At 38.4% G+C, this 19,717-nt stretch carries 18 protein-coding genes; 3 read left to right on the forward strand and 15 right to left on the reverse strand.

Going from position 1 to position 19,717, the window contains the following annotated elements:
- The first annotated feature begins 82 nt into the window (after positions 1-82).
- Positions 83-1,231, forward strand: a complete 1,149-nt coding sequence (locus BCR24_RS09845; RefSeq protein ID WP_069640379.1) for a PspA/IM30 family protein — start codon at positions 83-85, stop codon at positions 1,229-1,231.
- A gap of 129 nt (positions 1,232-1,360) precedes the next feature.
- Here the strand turns inward: BCR24_RS09845 and BCR24_RS09850 are convergent, their stop codons facing one another.
- From BCR24_RS09850 to BCR24_RS09865, 4 genes are all read right to left on the reverse strand, one after another.
- Positions 1,361-2,149, reverse strand: coding sequence for a TraX family protein (locus BCR24_RS09850; protein WP_069640380.1), 789 nt, complete (start codon positions 2,147-2,149; stop codon positions 1,361-1,363).
- 159 nt (positions 2,150-2,308) lie between these two features.
- Positions 2,309-2,932: an NAD(P)-dependent oxidoreductase gene (locus BCR24_RS09855; protein WP_069640381.1), complete on the reverse strand. Its 624-nt coding sequence runs from the start codon at positions 2,930-2,932 to the stop codon at positions 2,309-2,311.
- 69 nt (positions 2,933-3,001) lie between these two features.
- A complete protein-coding gene (locus tag BCR24_RS09860; RefSeq protein WP_069640382.1) occupies positions 3,002-3,424 on the reverse strand; it encodes an Rrf2 family transcriptional regulator in 423 nt (140 codons plus the stop codon).
- A gap of 90 nt (positions 3,425-3,514) precedes the next feature.
- Complete coding sequence (locus tag BCR24_RS09865) at positions 3,515-4,351, reverse strand: helix-turn-helix domain-containing protein (protein WP_069640383.1); 837 nt, start codon at positions 4,349-4,351, stop codon at positions 3,515-3,517.
- A 97-nt stretch (positions 4,352-4,448) separates the two neighbouring features.
- On the opposite strand from BCR24_RS09865, the gene BCR24_RS09870 reads away from it, so the two are divergent.
- On the forward strand, positions 4,449-5,639 hold the full coding sequence (locus BCR24_RS09870; protein WP_069640384.1) for an MFS transporter: 1,191 nt from the start codon (positions 4,449-4,451) through the stop codon (positions 5,637-5,639).
- 48 nt (positions 5,640-5,687) lie between these two features.
- Here the strand turns inward: BCR24_RS09870 and hylB are convergent, their stop codons facing one another.
- From hylB to BCR24_RS16510, 8 genes are all read right to left on the reverse strand, one after another.
- Positions 5,688-8,711 carry a hyaluronate lyase HylB gene (gene hylB / locus BCR24_RS09875; protein ID WP_069640385.1) on the reverse strand — a complete coding sequence of 1,008 codons (3,024 nt, stop codon included), beginning with the start codon at positions 8,709-8,711 and terminating at the stop codon, positions 5,688-5,690.
- A 152-nt stretch (positions 8,712-8,863) separates the two neighbouring features.
- Positions 8,864-9,667, reverse strand: coding sequence for a gluconate 5-dehydrogenase (locus BCR24_RS09880; protein ID WP_069640386.1), 804 nt, complete (start codon positions 9,665-9,667; stop codon positions 8,864-8,866).
- Positions 9,668-9,682: 15 nt separating this feature from the next.
- A complete protein-coding gene (gene kduI, locus BCR24_RS09885) occupies positions 9,683-10,525 on the reverse strand; it encodes a 5-dehydro-4-deoxy-D-glucuronate isomerase (RefSeq protein WP_069640387.1) in 843 nt (280 codons plus the stop codon).
- A gap of 12 nt (positions 10,526-10,537) precedes the next feature.
- Positions 10,538-11,545, reverse strand: a complete 1,008-nt coding sequence (locus BCR24_RS09890; RefSeq protein ID WP_069640388.1) for a sugar kinase — start codon at positions 11,543-11,545, stop codon at positions 10,538-10,540.
- 4 nt (positions 11,546-11,549) lie between these two features.
- Entirely contained in the window at positions 11,550-12,194 is a 645-nt protein-coding gene (locus BCR24_RS09895; protein ID WP_069640389.1) for a bifunctional 4-hydroxy-2-oxoglutarate aldolase/2-dehydro-3-deoxy-phosphogluconate aldolase, read from the reverse strand.
- Positions 12,195-12,218: 24 nt separating this feature from the next.
- A complete protein-coding gene (locus BCR24_RS09900; RefSeq protein WP_204638607.1) occupies positions 12,219-13,019 on the reverse strand; it encodes a PTS system mannose/fructose/sorbose family transporter subunit IID in 801 nt (266 codons plus the stop codon).
- Positions 13,012-13,803 carry a PTS mannose/fructose/sorbose/N-acetylgalactosamine transporter subunit IIC gene (locus BCR24_RS09905; RefSeq protein WP_069640391.1) on the reverse strand — a complete coding sequence of 264 codons (792 nt, stop codon included), beginning with the start codon at positions 13,801-13,803 and terminating at the stop codon, positions 13,012-13,014. The genes BCR24_RS09900 and BCR24_RS09905 overlap by 8 nt, the downstream gene beginning before the upstream one ends.
- A 90-nt stretch (positions 13,804-13,893) precedes the next feature.
- The gene (locus tag BCR24_RS16510) at positions 13,894-14,820 is read right to left on the reverse strand and encodes a PTS sugar transporter subunit IIAB (RefSeq protein WP_083244380.1); all 927 of its coding nucleotides are present in this window, start codon (positions 14,818-14,820) and stop codon (positions 13,894-13,896) included.
- A 234-nt stretch (positions 14,821-15,054) separates the two neighbouring features.
- Here BCR24_RS16510 and BCR24_RS09915 point away from each other — a divergent pair, with 234 nt between their 5' ends.
- The gene (locus BCR24_RS09915; protein ID WP_069640392.1) at positions 15,055-15,762 is read left to right on the forward strand and encodes a GntR family transcriptional regulator; all 708 of its coding nucleotides are present in this window, start codon (positions 15,055-15,057) and stop codon (positions 15,760-15,762) included.
- Between the two features lie 33 nt (positions 15,763-15,795).
- Here the strand turns inward: BCR24_RS09915 and BCR24_RS09920 are convergent, their stop codons facing one another.
- The 3 genes from BCR24_RS09920 to BCR24_RS09930 form a co-directional block, all read right to left on the reverse strand.
- Complete coding sequence (locus BCR24_RS09920; RefSeq protein ID WP_069640393.1) at positions 15,796-17,574, reverse strand: glycoside hydrolase family 35 protein; 1,779 nt, start codon at positions 17,572-17,574, stop codon at positions 15,796-15,798.
- Between the two features lie 12 nt (positions 17,575-17,586).
- Positions 17,587-18,750 carry a glycoside hydrolase family 88 protein gene (locus BCR24_RS09925; protein ID WP_069640394.1) on the reverse strand — a complete coding sequence of 388 codons (1,164 nt, stop codon included), beginning with the start codon at positions 18,748-18,750 and terminating at the stop codon, positions 17,587-17,589.
- A 138-nt stretch (positions 18,751-18,888) separates the two neighbouring features.
- The gene (locus tag BCR24_RS09930) at positions 18,889-19,716 is read right to left on the reverse strand and encodes a hypothetical protein (RefSeq protein WP_069640395.1); all 828 of its coding nucleotides are present in this window, start codon (positions 19,714-19,716) and stop codon (positions 18,889-18,891) included.
- Between the last annotated feature and the right edge of the window lies 1 nt (position 19,717).

Raw genomic sequence — 19,717 nt, forward strand, 5'->3', positions numbered from 1 at the left:
ATTCGTATACCTGATCTTATGAACTAATTTATCGGCAAAAATGAGTCTATTGGGCTCTCAAATTAAGGAGGAACATGGAAAGATGTTAGCAATGATTGGTGTCTTAAGTTTTGTAGGGTTAATCGTCGGGGGCGTTTTATCCGTAAAAGCACTTATTAGGAAACAACCGAATAAAAAAGTTTTCATTTTAACAGGCGTTTGTTTTCTTTTGACTGCGGGAGCATTCGGATTAGATTCTTCTGTACCCGAAATAGAACTCGCTGAAAAATCGATTGAAACAAATGATCAAGGACTCGCAACAATCGTAGGATCAACCAATGACCAAAGTGAAATCACTGTTGATGGCGAAAAAATCAACACTAAAAATGGTGAATTTACTTATAAAGTAACGTTGAAGGATGATCAGCCAAAAAAGTTAACTTTCGTCGCGTCAATCGGTGATAGTGATCAAGCTGAAACCATCGAGGTCAAACCTTCAAAAGCTTTTATTGCCTTTTTAAATGAAGAGAAACAAGAGCAAGAAACGCTAAAAAAAGCTGAAACTGCTTTAGTTTTAGCTGAAAGTAAACCGACCCAAAAAAATTATGACGAAGCTTCAACTCGTATTACTTCTTTAACGCAGGAACAGACCGATTTCACTAAGCGTTTAGCCATCGTAAAAGAAAATGTGCCAATCTATGAAGCGGTTGAATTGGCCGAAACAAAACAAACAAAAGAACAGCTAGACTCTGCTACTGCTCTAGTTGCTAATGCTACTTTAAATAAAGATTCTTTGGTACAGCGTCTAACAACGGTTCAACAAAAAATCACGGCAAAAGAAAAAGCGGAGAAACAAATCGCTGCTGCCCGAGAAGCTGTAGAAAAAGCCGAACAGGAACCGACAGATGATCATTACAATCAAGCAATTGCAAGAATCAAAGAATTACCTAATGGCAATCCTGATTTAACGAACCGAGCAAATAACGTCAAACAAACTTTGACTGCTCAAAAAGAAGAAGACAAAAAAGTTGCTGAAGCTCAAAAAGCTACTGAACAACAAGCCCAAGCGGCCGCTGCACAAACTCCCGAATCACAGGTACCAAATACACAAGCTGTCGGAAACACCATTTTAGTAACACCTACTGGATCAAAATATCATAATCGTAAATGCGGTAATGGCACTTACACTGAAGCAACCTTAGAACAAGCACAGGCAAGAGGCTTAACCCCGTGTTCAAAATGTTTTGGTTAAGCAATAAAAAAGAAGACAGGTGTAACTCTAAGAGTCACATCCCATCCTCAAAGGAACTTGAATAAACGGTTGGTGCAGAAGTAATTCTTTCGGAAAAACTTCTGCACCAACCTTTTTTATTTACAACGATCAATGCATAAATACATATGCAGAAATTAAGTACAATAGCCAAATATGCAGTGGATAGAATACATAAAAAAAGTTTTTCATGCCTCGTCCTTTTTCTCCATTGAACAACATAATAGGCAGTACAGCAAAAATCATCATCCATTGTGTCGAGCCTTGAAAAAAGAAAAATACTGCAGTCAAGGCAATTAACATACATTGTAACCAACGGTGATTTTTAGCTAAATACAACAACGGAATCAACAAGACCATGAAACTATTTTCAGTAAATAGTAGTGCTGGAATAACATTCACACCCCAGACTGCTACCATGATCGCACTTGGATTTGACATAAGTAACATTAAAATGCCTGATGAAATGATTGGAAACAATATGATCACAATCCCCAATGCTATCTTGCTAAACGTTTTGCTTGAACGCCCCTCCGAAATTTTATCGATGCCATACATCATCAATGTTCCGACTAAAAGATCACGAAAAATATTATTCATTAACTGAACTTCTTCATAACCGACAATTTGCTGTAAAGTAAAACTTCCCAACGTCATGATGAGCATTCCTATATACAAACGCAACATATATTTCTCTTTACTTCTTGTATGACTAAATCCGACCACACTAACAAAAAAGAAAAGTGTTGCAACAGGTCTTCCGAACCAATCCAACCAATCAGGTGCTCCCATTGGAACAAACATCTGATGAATATGATCGATAAACATGAGAACAATTCCTATTATTTTTAAATCAAATGTTGTGAATCCTTTGAACTTACTTGTGGTTAAACTTTCCATTATGACATGCTCCTTCCTAGTTTACCCAAAGTATTATAAAATAAAGGAATCTTTTTTGCCTTGGATTCCTCTTACAAGAGCCTATCAATAGTGTTAGATAGAATAAGAGAAGTTAAGACAAAACACCAAACGTTTTGTCTTAACTTCTCTTCCTCATTTTTATTGATGAACACTAAAACGTTGATTTGGATGAGCATTTTTTTCAATCTCGTCGACCATTGCAATGGCATAGTCAGCATAAGAAATATAACTCTTACCATCTTTATCCGTTGCTAATTCTTCACCAGCTACAACATACTGACCGGTTGCTGGGCCCTCTGCATCAAATTCTGCTGCTGGGCTAAGATATGTCCAGTTCACATTTTTAGCTGCTTCTAATAGATTAAGCCCTTTCCCCATCGCCGTAGCTAACGGCTTAAACCCATCTGGAAAATCTGGTGTTTCACTCAAACGTACAGTATGCTCAGGATCAACATATAGACTTCCCGCGCCTCCTACTACTAATAATCGCGTTTTTTGATTGGTTAAGATATCGATCAAACGTTGTGTTGAGCCAGTAAATTCACTAACATCTCCCCAAAATCCTAGGGCGCTGACCAAAACGTCAAAGTCTGAGATATCCTCTGTCGTTAAACTATACACATCTTTTTCAAGAACAGGTGTACCATCAGTGATTTTTGCTGCATCACGAACGATAGCTGTTACGTCTAAGCCACGTTTTTTGGCCTCTTTCAAAATTGCTGAACCTGCTTTACCATTTGCTCCTAAAATTGCTACTTTCATGTTTATTCTTCCTTTCTTCTAATGAAACTTTTTTTGTTACATTTAAATTTAAAAAGAGAAGAGACACGTTCAGGTCTCTTGTAGCTTAATTTGATGAATCACCTCAGATAAAGCGATCTCTTTTAATTCGGCTTCCATGCTATGCTGTATTCTTGTATATTGCTCTTCTAAAGCCAGTTGAATATTTGCGCCTACTAGACAGTTTGGATTAGGGTTTTGATGGATATTGAATAGCTCATGTTCTAACTCAACTGCTTCATAGATATCATATAGGGATATGTCTTCTGGCTTTTTCAGTAAATAGGTCTGGGTTGCCCCTCTACTTGTATGAATGAGTCCAGCTTTTTTCAGCTTGCTCATCAATCGTCTAACAACGACTGGATTCGTATTGACACTAGATGCGATCAATTCAGAATTAACACGATTGGGTGGTCCGATTTCAATCAAACTGAGGATATGGATCGCAACACTTAATTTCGTCGACATGGCCATGTCTATCACTCCAACTCTTAGTAACATTCTAAGTTACATTTAAATCTTACTGCTATTAAGGAAAAATGTCAACAAAAAAATAGCCATCGTTTAACTTGTATAAGAAGTCAGCGATTGAACCCACGACTTATAGCCTAATTCAGTCATTAAATCGAGCAGTTCCGTATACGTTCGATTTCGATAAATGCTATCTTTCTCAAGCAAAATCTTTTCAATAAATAGATCACTCATTATTTCTTGATAGAGTTTATTTTTTTGATTCGCATATTGTTTGGCTTTTTCAAAGTAACTGACAGCTTTTTCAGGCTGTCTAGCCTCCATCATCCGTTGCCCCATGTTTAAAGATAAGTGGATTTTCACATTATTTTCTTTCGTAAAACCGTCATACTTCGAAAATTCTTTGATTGCTCGATCATAAAGAAACACAGCTTCTTCTATTTCGAATACGTTCAAAAAATTATTCAAGCAACGAAAATCAAAGAACAACCAATTCTCTAAATCAAATAATCTTGGACGTATATATAACGCAACATCCTCTACTGTTAGTCCTGCTGTCAAACCATTTTCAAGCAAAGCCAGTTGAGAGAGTAAAAATAATTCGTAAAATTCAGTGCTTTCCTGTTTATTCTCACTAATTTGTTTTGTTACTTCTAATAACATTGATTTATTTTTGTAATTTTCTGCTTGAATCAGTTTAAGGTAATAGTGCTCATAGCGGCTTGGCAAGAAATCTCTATTGATATACATAAATTCATCTAAGGTAACGGTCAATCTTTCCAATAACTTTAAAACCTTGTCAAAACTTGGAATAAAGCGCTGGTTTTCAAATCTGGATAAATTAGAACGACTCATGATTCCCTGACATAATTCTTCTTGGCTAAGACTTCTTGACAGGCGAATTTGTTTGATTGTTTGTCCAAAATGCATCATGGTCCTCCTCGAAATTGTTGCGTATACGCAACAAAAAACTGGTTTATTTTTCATCATGGTACCATACTTGAGAACGATTTAGGAGGGGATCATAATGAAAAAAATAAGTACAGAAGTAAAAGTATTGCTACTAGGAACATTGTTTACTCGGACAGTCCTATTTATGAGTACTCCTTTTTTGGCAATCTATCTTTCCAATAAATGCCATTTTTCAGCACTTCAAATTGGCTATATTCTAGGTGTTGGGCCTTTGATCAATGTTTTAGGTAGTCCTTTGGGTGGTTTTTTATCTGACAAATTCAATAGCCGTACGATCCTCACTTATATTCCAATTTTGTGGGGCGTCACTTTTTCCTGTTTTTACTTTGCTGAATCTTTTTATTTGTTCCTATTGTTAAATGCTCTTAATGGATTGTGCTATGTTATTTTTGAACCAACTTCAAAAAAAGCATTGTCATTTCATTCCAAACCCGAGCAACGAATCATCGTTTATAATTTTAGATATGCCGCAATCAACATTGGTGGTTTTTTAGGTCCGTTACTAAGCTTGTTGTTTCATGTCAAACATTCCCTTCGTTCTTACTTACTATTAGGGATTTTGTATATTCTTTATGGCATTGCCAATAGGTTTGTGATGCCCCTATCTCCAGCCAATACGAAAAAGGTTTCCTCTGAATCAATCGAGGAATCGAAACTGACTAAAACAACGTTTGTTCCTTATCTTTTACTGCTCGCAGGAATCACTTTTTCCTATTTTGCGTACGCTCAGTTCAATTCAACCGTTCCACAGTTTCTTGCGAGCAGTGCACTCTTTGATGATGGCGTTAGATTGTATAGTTTGATTTTGACTATGAATGCAGCGATGATCTTACTTTTACAATTCCCTGTTTTAAGAGTTACGAAATCTTTTTCTTCCTATTCGATTATCACGGCAAGCAATAGTTTTTTTTGTCTCAGTTTGTGGTTATTGCCTCAGGCCTCTCATTCTATTGCCGTATTTTTTATTGCGCTGACCAATAGTCTAGGAGAATTATTGTTAGGTGCACGCTTTGACTTTTTGATTGATTCCCTTGCCCCTAGCCACAACAAGGGATTTTATTTTGGATTAGCGGAATTGACAAAACTAGGTAATTCACTAGGACCTGTCGTCGGCGCTCTCTTTATTCACTATTTTTCTATTGATGGTTATCAACAATTATTTTTTATGCTCGGGCTAATCACGCTAGGAGGGATTCCATTTATTCGTTTGAGTGCCTATTACGCAAAAAAAAGACATCCATCTTAGGCTTCTCTAGAACACAAGAAGTCTAAGATGAACGCAATTGATATTCTATTACTCTACAATAATTTGCTTACTACTTCCACCTGAATTTTCAAAATGAATTGTGAAAGTTGCTGTTGCTTCATCATATGTGATTCCTTCACTCAACGTCAAAATTTTAGTGAAATCCTTTGGTAATTTGACCGTCATCACAGTATTTGACTGAGTAGGGTCTGATAATACGTAAGTTTTCTTGCCATCATTATTTTTGCGCATTAACGACACAGCTTTGTTAGAAGTGATGCCAGAAATGCTGCCGCCGGTGTCTTTCCAGATGTTTATACCTAAATAATGAGCTTTTTTTAATTCTACCGCTTGGATATCTGCTGAATTGGCTAAAATCGTTACTGGCTTTTCTGCTGCATATGTTTTCATTCCTGCTTCATCAATTCCCGGTAGTGTTACATATGCGTATTGCTCGTTCGTAGGATTTTTCCCGTGATTAAGAAGAAACTTCCGATAGTTTCCTATATAAACATCATTACTTGGAAAAGCTTCATTGATATCAGCATAGGTGCCTTTACGAACTTCACTGATCACATCCACTGTAGTATTCCCTGGGAAATAGTACCCGATATTCGCCTTTTGGTGGTCAGATTTTAAAAGTAACCATTCTTTAGCACTACTTTCTTTGGTCTCTTGTATCGGGCCGTTGTTTGATAAGACTTGATACGTATAGTCATCATTCAACAAACGATTATCTACGATCGTTTCGATTGAAGCTGTGGTATTCCCTGTAATACCCGCTCCAAGCGCCACAATTTGTCCATCTATTACAAACCATGATTTTTTCCCTTGAACATTCATCGGCAATACCGTACCATTATTTTTTGTACCGGTTTTGTTTAGTGCCATCCCTACAACAGCTTGATCATCCAGCGCTACCCCACCAACCCAATTTTCTTTTGACGTAACAGTAGTAAAAGATGAGATTTCGTCTTTTAAAGGAATAGTGTCAACTGTGGTGCCTGGTAAGCGATACGGATCGACAGTTGGCCAGTATGCTGAATTAAACTGAACCTGATCATCATTATATAAATAGATCATACCATCTGCTGTATGCCAACCACGTTTATTTTCTTTATTCCCTGCTTCAAAGGATGAAATCCGACTAGAATACAGACTCAATCCCAACTGGTAATTTGGTGTTCTTTGGACAAAGCGATCCATAGAAGCATACATTTTCGTACCAATAAACGGCAATGCAGCCCCAGTAATCAGTGAATCATCTAATAATGACATCGTCATCTGCAAATCATTATAATCTCTCGCATTGGTTAAGTAATACGTAGGATTTTCTTTCATCCAATATTTAGCTGCTTCTTTGAATTTTTGTTGATAGTCCGCTGGAGCAAATTTGGATACGATTAATAAATTATAAAGTGTAGTGGAACCATAGCCGGCTTTCGTTTTAGCAGGTGCTCTAGAAATTGAGCGACCATTGACGCCTGGCATCATTTCTCCTTGATAGATCAGAGGAATAAAGGCCCTGTCAATATTTTCAACGAATGACTGCACGATATCTGGTGCCATTTCAAATTTAGAATCTTTAGTGATCGCTAAAATCTGTCCAACACCTTTCATCAATACATTTCCGTATGAACCTGTATAGGGAATATTATTATGCTGAATAAATGAGCCGTCTTGATAAAAGCCATCGCCTTTATTCACAAGTTTGAACACCTCTACGATACTACTGGATGCTTGGCTGATTTTCCCTTCGTTTTCTTGTAAAATCCCCAATGCTAAAACGGTTTGAGCAAGATCTGTCCGGTTAGCTCCCGAGGTCACAAAATTTGGGATAAATGCTAAATCGACAAAATCCCCTTGGGTTTTTGTATACAATTGCTTAAATGGATCTGGCACATAGCCACTCATTGCTGCTGTATATTGCTGTTGCTTCGCTTGTGAGATGTTCTCTCCAAGGATCATTAAAATCCCAACAAATTTTTGCGGCACACCGATTTGCCAATCCCACCAATTGCCATGATATTTTTTTCCATCATAACCTTTTTTAGTGACCATAAAATCGAGACCACTTTCGATTGTTGCGGCAATTTGCTGATCTTTGTAATAAACACTCCCCTTGGTACCATAGGCTAACGCTAATTTCTGTAATTTAGTAAATTGGGTCGTCAAATCTGCGGAAGGGGTGTTTCCTTGTTCAACAGGCCACAGAAATGTTCGATTTGGCTCTTTATTTAACGCTTGATATAATTGCTCCGCTTCTTCAGAAAGTTTTTGAACATATTGAACAACGGTCGTGTTTGTTGCATCATATTGCTCAGAGACCAATTGATTTTTCCATTTTTCTTTTAAACTAGTATATTCATTTGTTCCCTCTTCAACAGGAATACTTCCTACCTCCCCACTACGCATTGACAATACATTCAATTTTGATAAGTTTCCAAACAAACGAATTCCTGAGTAGCCATTCCAATCGCCATCAATAGAAGCGGAGGTATTGGGATAAATCACTTCATTATTTTCATACAAGACTTGATCGTTCAAAAAGGCTTTAATACTTTTCCCTTCATAACGAATCATCAATTTATAGCGTTGTCCTGAAATCAATGTTGCTCCAGTGATATTAGTGAGCCATTTACCTCCTGGTTGCCCTAATTGCCACTGGCCATCGCGGGTATAAGCGAAAGACTGCCATTTTTTTGAGTCTTGTACATCACCACGGAAAACCAAACCAAAATTCGTTTGTCCTTCGTATAAAAAAGTATATTCTAAATCACCCGCACTTCTAGCTCCTGCATTTTTGTTTAGGGAAACCGATTCTAGACTTGTTCCCTGTTTAGTATTTCCAATAGTCAAACCATTGCTGCCAATCACTTTATCAGACTTTCCAACAACATCCTGCCAATCACCTATTTGCTTAGTAAAATCCGACTCATAAAAACTATTCGACGTTTGATTGTTTTCTATTCCCTCTTCTGCAAAGCTCTTACTATTCATTCCATACGAAAAACTCCCCACCAACAAGGAACAGCCTAACATGAACAATATATTTTTGTGTAAACGTATCATTTGATACCCTCCTTCTTTGACCTAACAACTATGCAATTTACGATAAAATATCCAGTAACAAAAAGCAAGCGTTTACATTATAACTATAATCATGAACCCATAATACAATTACACTGATTATGGGTCTCTTGTTACTATTATAAGTTCTTTACTTATGGTTGTTTGCCAATATACGCTAAAATGCCGCCATCCACATATAAAATATGCCCATTGACAAAGTCAGAAGCACTTGAAGCTAAAAAAACGGCAGGACCTGCTAAATCTACTGGCTCACCCCAACGCGCAGCAGGTGTCCGCCCCACGATGAATTGGTCAAAAGGATGGCGCTCACCGTCTGCCTGCACTTCTCTCAATGGTGCTGTTTGTGGCGTCGCAATATAACCTGGACCAATCCCGTTACATTGGATATTGTACTGCCCATATTCAGAAGCAATATTTTTTGTCAGCATTTTTAAGCCACCTTTAGCCGCAGCATAGGCACTGACTGTTTCTCGACCTAATTCACTCATCATTGAACAAATATTGATGATTTTGCCGCCACCTTTTTCGATCATATCTGGAATCACCGCTTTAGCCATAATAAATGGCGCGTTTAGATCCACATCGACTACTTCTCTAAATTCTGCAGCAGACATTTCGATCATCGGGATTCGTTTGATGATTCCCGCGTTATTGACTAAAATGTCGATTGAGCCCACGTCTGCTTTGATTTGTTTGATCGTGGTAGTAACTGCTTTTTCATCGGTTACATCGCATGCGTAACCTTTTGCTTCAATGCCAGCTGCTTGATAAAGGGCTAGTCCTTTGTCCACAGATTCTTGCGACAAATTATTAAATACGATTGTCGCACCAGCCGCTGCTAAAGATTTAGCAATTTCAAACCCAATTCCATGTACCGCTCCTGTCACTAAGGCTACTTTGCCATTTAAGTGAAACATGTCCATATTGAACTCCATTTTACTGCCTCTTTTCTATTTTAATTGATCCATAGGAACCATATCCATATCGGTATAGGTGATATTTTCTCCGCACATTGACCAAATAAAGGTGTAATCTCCTGTTCCCACACCAGAATGAATCGACCAACTTGGCGAAATGATTGCTTGTTCATTGGCTACAACTAAGTGCTTTGTTTCATCTGGTTTGCCCATCATATGGAACACACGAGTCTCTTCATTAGCATAATCAAAATACAGATACGCTTCCATGCGACGTTCATGCGTATGACAAGGCATCGTATTCCAAGAGCTTCCTGGTTCCAATACGGTATAACCCATTTGTAACTGACAGCTTTCACAGACATTTGGGTGAATATATTGGTAGATTCTACGTTTATTTAAAGACAATGCTTCTCCTGTTTCCATCGGTTTGATTTGATCAATGCTAATTTTCACATTTGGGTATTTGTGATGTGCTGGCACACTGTTTACGTAAAATTTAGCTGGGTTTTTGGGATCATCTGACCGAAAAACAACTTGTTTCGTTTCTTTTCCAATATAATACCCATCTTGTTTTTTCATCGGCTCTGTTTCACCATCAATCGTGATCGAACCTGCCCCACCAATATTGATCACACCTAATTCTCTACGTTCTAAGAAATAATCAACCCCTAGTTCTTTTGTCAAAATAATTTCTAAGGGCTCTTCTGTCGGTGTTACGCCTCCGAAAATCATCCGATCATTATGCGTATAAGTCAGACTAATTTCACCTGGTGCAAATACTTTTTCTACTAAAAATTCTCTACGTAATTCTTCCGTCGAATAATGACGGATATCTTCTGGACTATGTGTATATCTATTTTCCATATTTTGCATGATTATGCTCCTTTAACGACTTATTTTTCCTGAACCAACTTCTTTGAACCGTTCGACTTCTTCTTTACTAAATTGATTGCAATCTCCATGTATCGTATGTTTCAATGCCGAAGCAGCCGTAGCAAAGTCTACCATTGCTTGTGGCAGCATTTCCACTAGTAAACCATGTAAGATTCCGCCAGCAAACGCATCTCCTGCACCTACTCGGTCTACGATTGGATCGATGTCATGCATTTTTGATTCGTAATACTTATTTTCTAGCCAAATCGTCCCAATCAATTGATTGGCACTGGCTGAATGGACGGTTCGTTTTGTGCCGTAAAATAGTTGAATATTTGGAAACATTTGCTGCATTTTCCGATAATAAAAAGCTTTATCTACTTTTTGCTTGCTCGTTGCTTCGTCGATCCCCAATAAGTGAATAGCATCTAACTTTCCAGCTGAACAATAATCAACGTAAGGTAAAAGTTGTTGTAATGTTTGCCCCGCTTCCTGCTGACTCCATAATTTGCTGCGATAATTGATATCAAAACTGATATTACAACCCGCTTTCTTGGCTTGTTTCATCAGTTCCAAAGTCATTTTCTGCCATCGTTTTGACAACGCTGGCGTGATCCCAGAGACATGAAAAATGTCAACCTCTCGGAACAATTCAGCTAAATCCCATTCAAGTGTATCCATTTCGGCAAAGCTCGACCCCGCTCGATCGTATAAAACAGACGCTGCTCGTTCACCAATGCCCGTTTCTAAATAATAGGTTCCTAGCCGCTGACCGCCTGTCAGTAGAAAACGTGTATCTATTCTATAACGCCGTAAATGTTTAAAGACTGCATCACCTAGCGCTGTATCTGGAATTTTGCTTGCAAAAATAATATCATGGCCATAATTAGCCAAGGAAATCCCAACATTGGCTTCGCCACCACCATAATGAGCTTGTAAAAGATCACTTTGGACTAAGCGATTTCCTGCTTGAGTAGATAAACGCAACATAATTTCTCCTAAAGTCACGACTTTTCCCATTTACTCATCCCTTAATTTCTTTTAATTTTGCCGCATACTGACTAGCTTTTTCGGAAACTTTTTGAAAATCCCCCACAGCCGCTGGTGCTAGTAAATCTCCGCCAATTCCAACCGCTACAGCTCCTGCCTTAAACCAATCTGCCATATTTTCTAAATTGACACCGCCTGTCGGCATAATACTCGCTTGAGGCATCGGCGCCATAAATGCCGAAATAATAGTTGGTCCATAAGCGCTTCCTGGAAATAATTTCACGATATCCGCACCGCTTTTCAACGCTTCCTGAACTTCGGTGATTGTCATACAGCCTGGCAAGTACGGCACTTGATACAAATTACAGATTTCCGCTGTTTTTGCATTAAAACTTGGACTGACAATATATTCAGCACCCGCCATGATAGCGAAACGTGCAGTGACCTCATCTAAAACAGTACCGGCCCCGATCACAATATCTGATTGATTTTTATATTCCTTCGCTAATTCTCTGATTACTTCTTCTGCTTGTGGTACAGTGAAGGTCAATTCGATCCCAGTCATTCCGCCTTTGATAATTGCCTGACTGGCTTTTACAGCTTCCTCTTTTGTCGCACCACGGACAACCGCAATCACACCCGCTTTCTCTAAACGTGATAAAATATCGACCCGCTTCATCTAATCACCTATTCTCTCGTTTTATTATCCTAAAATCCCAAAAGCGCTTAATGCGATTGAAAGAATCAAAATGATCCAAATCACACGTGTTGAATTTAATTTCTTTTGTCCTAGCATCCAGTAAGTCAACAGAACTAAAAGAATCGGTACCAATGAAGGTAAAATTGCATCTAATGTATCTTGGATAACTAGTTCAACGCCATCTTTTTTGTACACAAACGGTACTGTCGCTTTGATCACAGACGGAATCAAGGCGCCAATTACTGTAACCCCCAAGACTGTTGCTGCATTGGTAAAAGCAGACAATTTATCTTTCAATGTTGTGACTAATTTCACCCCTTGTTTGTAACCTAACGGCAATAATGCTGCTCGACCAAATAACAAGGCAATATTGGCAATGATCCAAATCACACATCCGACAACTGAGCCATTTTGAGCAAGTGTTCCGGCAACTGAGCCGAAAATCGTTCCCCAAATAACATGAAATAGTGAATCCCCAACACCAGCAAGTGAACCCATCAATGCTGTTTTTAAGGCCACGATCGTGTCTTTTGCTTTGTAGCCATCTTGTTCCTCAATCGCAACATCGATTCCCATGATCAAATTCCCAAAGATAGCATTAGTATTGAAAAATTGGTTATGCGTCCGCATCATATCTTGAAATTGTTTTTCATCATGGCCGTAGAACTTTTTCAATACAGGTAAAACACCATATAGATAACCAGAGCTCATCATTCGTTCATAGTTCCAATTCAATTGACTTCCTAAAATATAGCGCCAACTGATCGCATTCAACTCTTGCTTTGTTAGTTTTTGATTACTCATCGCCATCAAACCCTCCTTCAAAATTACTTACACTAGCATTTGCCTGAGCTGTTGGTTTGTCACTATCACGTTTAAAGACAAGCATCGCAGCTACCATTCCAATAATCGACACACCTAACATAGGGACTTGTAAATATGCTGCTAAAAAGAAACCTAATAATAAATAAGGAATATATTGTTTCGTCGGTAAATAACGTAGTAAAATACCCACACCCACTACTGGCAATACCCCACCAGCTGTTTTCAATCCTGTCATCAACCATTCCGGCATGTTTTCAGTAATGGTTGTCACAGCGGCATCTCCAACTAATAACATTAATAAAATGGGAATAGCTCGCGATAATCCCCACAAAAATGAACCTGATAAAACCAATCGTGGAATCCGTTTGACCTGCATATTATCGATTGCTTTATCTACACGGTGTAAAAGGAACACATTGCAAAATCGTGCGACAACATCCAATTGGAGCATCAGCAATGATACAGGAACAGCCAACCCAATACCATACTCAGCACCTTTACCTGAAATAACAGCAAACGCTGTTCCTAACACAGCTCCAGTAAAATAATCCGGTACAGAAGCCCCTCCGAAAGCGGCTATCCCTAAGCGCATAAGCTGTAACGTTCCGCCAACCATCAACCCGGTTTTTAAATCCCCCATGATCATTCCAGAGATCATTCCAGCAATCGCTGGTTGTGTCAACGTATTGGAAATAAGTGAATCATTGATTGCAATAAAAGCATAAACTGTAATAAGAATAATTTGATACGCTGCTAAATGCATGAACATTCCTCCTAATTTTAAAAACGTGGTGAGCTCGTCTAGTTCTAACTGAAAAAGCCAATGCTAGCTTTTCTTACAGAACGAACTCACTTAACTTCTCAACTTTTTCATAAAATCGATTGTGGGATCATTGGGAACTAATTGAGCGGTTACATTTACTCCTTTTGAAAAAATCGTTTCAAAAATAGCTTCTTCTTCTTCTAATACTTGAATACTTTTCGTCACTTCACGAGCCCCTTCTTTATAGCTCATATTCCCTACATTTACTGTTTTGATCATGCCTCCTGCTTCAATAAATCGTAAAACATCTGTTGGATTTTTGAATAATAGAAACAGTCTTTGTTTTCCATATTTTCCTGAACGAATATTTTCAGCTGCTTCAGCGACAGGCAAAACAGATAACCGCATAGAGCTTGGTGCAGCCATTCTTAGGGAAGACTTTTGTAATGGATCAGACGAAGCCTCATCATTGGCAACAATGATCCTTTGGGTATCCAAACTAGTCGACCAAATACCTGCAACTTGTCCGTGGATCAATCGCTCATCGATACGTGCATTGACAATATTTGCTTTTCCAGCATACTCACTAAAATTGCTTAGCTCTGTTTCTAGATTGGCAGCTGTAATCTCTTTTTCAGCCTTATCCATTCCAACTTTCACATCTACAATATTTTCTTTAGCCAAACACACAAGCTCTGCTATAGAAACTTGTTGATTCACAACTGCTTCAATCACGATTGAAAGGGTCATACCTGCAATGATCTCAACATCTTCTGTCTCTAAATAATTTTTCACAGCTACATTGCAAGGCGTTCCTCCTAATAAATCTGCAATGATCAGCGTCGATCCATTAAGGGCTTTCATTTTTAGCTTCAACTCATTTTCAAACTGAATATTATCGCCATCAGGTCGTAAAGATACCGTATGAACATGTTCTTGCTGTCCAACGATCATTTCCAGACTGACTTTTACACCTTCCGCCATCCCGCCATGGCTTATCAATACAATGTTTTCCACTTGATTCCCTCCTATAATGCAGGTCCCCCTACTTAACATGTTATGTCTCTTACGAATATACTATAACACATGCTAACTAATCCGTAAACCTAATATCTTAATATATTATCTTTTTTACTTACTCTTTACTTATTGTTTGTATTTACTAACAAGTTACTCTACAAAGGAATTGCTAAAGTAAAATTAACATGTTATGCTTAACTCATTATCCTATGAGAACGGAGGTAATCTATCCTGATTCCAAAGTATGAACAGATCAAACAAGATCTCTTAAGTGAAATAAAAAACCATGCCTTCACGCCTGGAGACAAATTCTATTCTGAAGCTGATATCAAGCGCAGATACTCAGTCAGCTCTATTACTGCCGTCAAAGCATTAAATGAATTGACAAGTGCAGGCTATCTTTATCGGATTCAAGGAAAAGGCACGTTCGTCTCTAAATCAAAAGTCTCTCAAAATGTTAAGTTTTCTGATATTGAGCTTCACTCGCTCGACACTGAGAAAGTTCAAGTGATTTCAATAGAAGAAGCAAATGACCCACAAATTTTAAAAGAACTGGGTTTATCTGCCAATGCGACTTATTACAAAATCATACGAGTTCGCTCTTTTGACAAGATTCCTTTTTTGGTCCATATTACCCATTTACCTAAAAAATTAGTCAAAGAACCGATTGCAAAAGATCTCTCTACCTATGCGAGTGTGTATGAGAGAGTTCGCAAAGACTTCGATATCGACCTTTTCTCCTTAGCATCAGTGGAAACCAACGAAATCGTTTTCCCCGATGACCCTGAACTACTGCATTTGCTACAATTGAGTTTTCGCGAACCGGCAGTTAAGCAAATAAAACATTCGTATCTTCCAGATGGAAGCATAGCTGAATACATTGTCAGCTATAAGCACTGGAAATATTTTAAAACGAAAATAGAAGTAGAAGCTGAGTAATATTGACGCTTCTACTTCTATTTTTATTTGTTGTTATTGATAAATTGGTCGATCTGAAAAGACAATTTCTGTGATTTCTTTGCCCTCTGTTTCAAAAATAATAATCTCATTCGTCCCATTTTTTAAAAATTCCTTTGGACAATACAATGAATGGACTGGTCCCACATTCCAATAACGACCAAGATTCATACCGTTGACTACAATAACACCCTTGCCATAATTAGAACAATCGATAAACGTATCCCCTACGTATTCTAAGACCATCTCTATCTGGTAAAATGAGGGCTGTAACGGATTGCTTTGAGCTGTAAAGTCGATTGCCTGCAATTGCGTTTCAGATAGCGTCAGCGGATAGTGTTCATAGCCTTGATGAAAATGTATATCCTGCATGATGCCGCCGCGAATCCCTTTTGACTGGGTGGGACTGTTTAGCTTGAAGCCATAATTAACACGCCCTACATTTTCAACCAAAACGTCCAATTGAATTTGAGTTTGCTCCTTAGAGCCATTGACTACCAACTCTTCCCCAAGTGTTGCTTGATACTGGGTTGCTTGATGTTTTCCATCGATATAAATTTGAACTCGATCATTGGCTTCTACGATTTTTAATTTATTTTCATGGAAGTAATTGTTTAGCTTTGCTGAATAGAGCATATAGCCATAACCTTCGCCTGCTTCTTCCATACTTAATGGATACATGGTCTTTTGGGCTTTCATCATTGTATCTTTGATTGCCAATAAGGACACGCTGGCTGTCACAGGATGAATCCCTAAATTTGCGAGTTCTTTTTTACGCGGTTCGGCTTGCCAAACATCTGGGCAAACTTCCTTGATTGCCTTTTGAACGTGATAATATTTATCCGTCGGTTCGCCCCACTCCGTCAACAGTGCATCATAGTCATAGCTCGTAATCTGCGGCAGATCTAACGCACCGCGTGCTGAACAACCATTATAAAAGCCAAAATTGGTGCCGCCATGGAACATATATAAATTGAGCGAACCAACTTCTAACATTTCTTTGACTTCTGTCGCTAAATCCGCTCCGTCCCGTTTAATGATCGGCTCATTCCAGCGATTAAACCAGCCATCCCAGTATTCCATGCACATAATCGGCCATTTCTTTCCATGACGTGTCATAAATTTCTTCATCACTTCCGCATTTTCCTTAGAATGACTACCAAAGTTTCCAGCAACAAAAATACCTTCTTCAATCAACGTTCCTGCATCTAATACTTCTTCCCAAGCACCATCCGCTGTAAATAAGGGAACCTCCACACCTAACTCTTCCATCAGCTGTTTGGTTTGACGTAGGTACTCTTTTTCCATCCCATAAGAACCATATTCATTTTCGACTTGCATCATGATTACTGGACCACCATGTGTCAATTGCAGTGGGACTAATCTAGGAATCAACACCTTGAAATACTGACGGACTTTCTCCATAAAACGCGGGTCTGTCGAACGAAGACGTATGCCTTTTTCCTTTAATAACCAAGCTGGCAGCCCACCAAATTCCCATTCTGCACATATATAGACTGACGGACGCAAAATCACTAGCAAACCGATTTTTTGTGCTAATTTTACAAAAGCTTCGACATCTTTCAAGCCAGAAAAATCATATTCTCCTTCAATTGACTCGTGTAGATTCCAGGGAATGTATGTCTCAACAGTATTTGCACCTAAAGCTTTCAAATTATATAAACTATCTTCCCATTGATTCGGTGTCATACGAAAGTAATGGATCGCACCACTAATCAATTTGATCGGTTGACCATCTAGTAAAAACTCTTCTTTTATCTCAAACGTTTGCATTGTCATTCCCCTTTACCAATATCTTTGCCACGATGGTTTTGCCAATCGGATCAATGCTTCTAAGTAAAAATAATCGCCCCATAAATTTGGTTCATCGATGCCTTTTCCTTGTGAATGCGCGTAAACACCATGTAGCAACAACCCTTCATTGTCTGGTGTATTTTTCGTTGAATACTGTTCACCCAATTGATAGAGCATTCCCTTAGCCATTGCTTTAGCCTGTGGATATGCCTGTAACTTTTCCGCTTCCAACAAACCACAAGCTGCAATCGCTAATGATGAGCTATCCTTGTCAGATGGATGTTGATCATCAAAATCAAAATCCCAATACGGAACCAGATCTTCAGGTAAGTGTTCAATAAAAACATCGACAACAGCCTGATACTTCTCCGGAAAAGGGGTTGAATGAAGATAACTTTCGTTTAATGGAATCCCTAATACAGCCCAGCTTTGTCCTCTTGCCCAAATCGATTCATCGCTATTTCCTTGATGTGTCGCCCCATGACTAGGCATACCTGTTACTGGATCAAAATAGTAAGTATGAAACGTGGTAGCATTTTCCCTGATTACCGTATTCAGTAGCATCTGGTAATGTTTTGTCGCAACGATCGAATAGCGAGGATCACCTGAAAGTTCTGTTGCTTTGAATAAAAGTGGTAAATTGATCAAAGAATCAATGATCAAGCGGTATTCTTTCGGATCACCGTATTTTCCCCATGCTTGGATAAAGTTTCCATGTGCTTGAAAACGGGCCATCAAGACATCAGCGGCTTGTAAAAGTTCCTTTTTACACTGAACACTACCTGTGACCGTAAAACCAGCGCCAGCAGATAAACTATATAGAAAACCGATATCATGATGATCTAACACAAAATGATCATCTAGACGTTTTTGAAAACTTACGATATTTTCCATGGCGCGTTCCGAAAATTTTTCGTTTCCTGTCCATTCATAAGCTAGCCATAACATTCCTGTCCAAAAACCGTTTGTCCAATCATCATTGGGTTTAATGCGATATTTTCCATTTGTTCCACAAGCTGAAGGAAATTGAGTCCCATATCGTTCCATATTCCGTTCAATTTTAGTAACGCATTCATCGATTCGATCGGCCAACCACAAAGACGTCACATTTTTTCCCAGCTTAACTAACTTTTTTTTATTTTCTTGTAGGCTCATTATACACCGCTCCTTAACTTGTTAACATATTAACTAAAAACATTATAACTTAAAAAAAAATAAAAAGCGAATCTTCCTAAATATTTCTCCATCAAAAAACCATGATCCTTTATTTGGAGCGAGACCATGGTTAAACGATTATTTATTTTTTCCGAAAACTTCGACTTGTGTCAATGCTGGGAAGGGTGACCGATCATCAGCTTTTTTCATATTTTTGATCGTTAAACAGCTTGTTTCTTTAAAGGCAAATCTAATTTCCTGAAACGTGGTCGCATTTGTTGTTTTCATAACGATTTCTTCACCATCTGAAAAAGCTAATGTCACTTCTGTCCAATAACTATCATGAGGATAATCCGCTCGAAGCAATAATCTGATCCAGTCTACTTCTACCTGACGGCCAAATTCAATTGTTAATGCTGCATCTTTTTGTTGATTGATTCCCCACGACGCAAAAGGATACGAACCATGAGAGAGATTCCCATATTTTCCATCAATCGCATTTTTAGCAAAAAAGACTGCATCATCTCTTGTTTCTACATTGGCACTTGCATGAGGAAAGCCGCCAGACTGTTCTTTTTGGTCATGGGCATTACACGAAAGATTCTGATAATTTTCGATCTCAAAGGCATATGCTTTTCGTACCATCAAATAATGCCGCTTAGAATGAAATGCTGTTTCTACAGAGGCTTTTCTAGCTGCTTCAGTTAATGGAATCAAGTATTCCCATGTTCTTTCCGGCAAATAAATCAATGTGGGCGGCAATGTTTCATCAAGCTGGACGATAAAATACTGCTCTTTTCCCTCCGTTGTCACGACAATCCTATCTCCTGCTTTGTAAGGATACTCTTTGATCGCAAGTACAGCCATCTCTTCACCTGTCGCAGTATATGATTGTTGTTCTTTCTCATGATCGATTCGACCAACAATCAGTTGATTTTCTTTATTTTTCAATTCAATTTTTATCATC

The organism is Enterococcus ureilyticus (assembly GCF_001730315.1).
GTDB lineage: Bacteria > Bacillota > Bacilli > Lactobacillales > Enterococcaceae > Enterococcus_L > Enterococcus_L ureilyticus.

Excerpts from the sequence above, each read along its gene's own strand:
- BCR24_RS09845 (WP_069640379.1), top strand. The coding sequence starts at position 83 with ATGTTAGCAATGATTGGTGTCTTAAGTTTTGTAGGGTTAATCGTCGGG.
- BCR24_RS09850 (WP_069640380.1), bottom strand. The coding sequence starts at position 2,149 with ATGGAAAGTTTAACCACAAGTAAGTTCAAAGGATTCACAACATTTGAT.
- BCR24_RS09855 (WP_069640381.1), bottom strand. The coding sequence starts at position 2,932 with ATGAAAGTAGCAATTTTAGGAGCAAATGGTAAAGCAGGTTCAGCAATT.
- BCR24_RS09860 (WP_069640382.1), bottom strand. The coding sequence starts at position 3,424 with ATGGCCATGTCGACGAAATTAAGTGTTGCGATCCATATCCTCAGTTTG.
- BCR24_RS09865 (WP_069640383.1), bottom strand. The coding sequence starts at position 4,351 with ATGCATTTTGGACAAACAATCAAACAAATTCGCCTGTCAAGAAGTCTT.
- BCR24_RS09870 (WP_069640384.1), top strand. The coding sequence starts at position 4,449 with ATGAAAAAAATAAGTACAGAAGTAAAAGTATTGCTACTAGGAACATTG.
- hylB (WP_069640385.1), bottom strand. The coding sequence starts at position 8,711 with ATGATACGTTTACACAAAAATATATTGTTCATGTTAGGCTGTTCCTTG.
- BCR24_RS09880 (WP_069640386.1), bottom strand. The coding sequence starts at position 9,667 with ATGGAGTTCAATATGGACATGTTTCACTTAAATGGCAAAGTAGCCTTA.
- kduI (WP_069640387.1), bottom strand. The coding sequence starts at position 10,525 with ATGCAAAATATGGAAAATAGATATACACATAGTCCAGAAGATATCCGT.
- BCR24_RS09890 (WP_069640388.1), bottom strand. The coding sequence starts at position 11,545 with ATGGGAAAAGTCGTGACTTTAGGAGAAATTATGTTGCGTTTATCTACT.
- BCR24_RS09895 (WP_069640389.1), bottom strand. The coding sequence starts at position 12,194 with ATGAAGCGGGTCGATATTTTATCACGTTTAGAGAAAGCGGGTGTGATT.
- BCR24_RS09900 (WP_204638607.1), bottom strand. The coding sequence starts at position 13,019 with ATGAGTAATCAAAAACTAACAAAGCAAGAGTTGAATGCGATCAGTTGG.
- BCR24_RS09905 (WP_069640391.1), bottom strand. The coding sequence starts at position 13,803 with ATGCATTTAGCAGCGTATCAAATTATTCTTATTACAGTTTATGCTTTT.
- BCR24_RS09920 (WP_069640393.1), bottom strand. The coding sequence starts at position 17,574 with ATGCAAACGTTTGAGATAAAAGAAGAGTTTTTACTAGATGGTCAACCG.
- BCR24_RS09925 (WP_069640394.1), bottom strand. The coding sequence starts at position 18,750 with ATGAGCCTACAAGAAAATAAAAAAAAGTTAGTTAAGCTGGGAAAAAAT.
- BCR24_RS09930 (WP_069640395.1), bottom strand. The coding sequence starts at position 19,716 with ATGATAAAAATTGAATTGAAAAATAAAGAAAATCAACTGATTGTTGGT.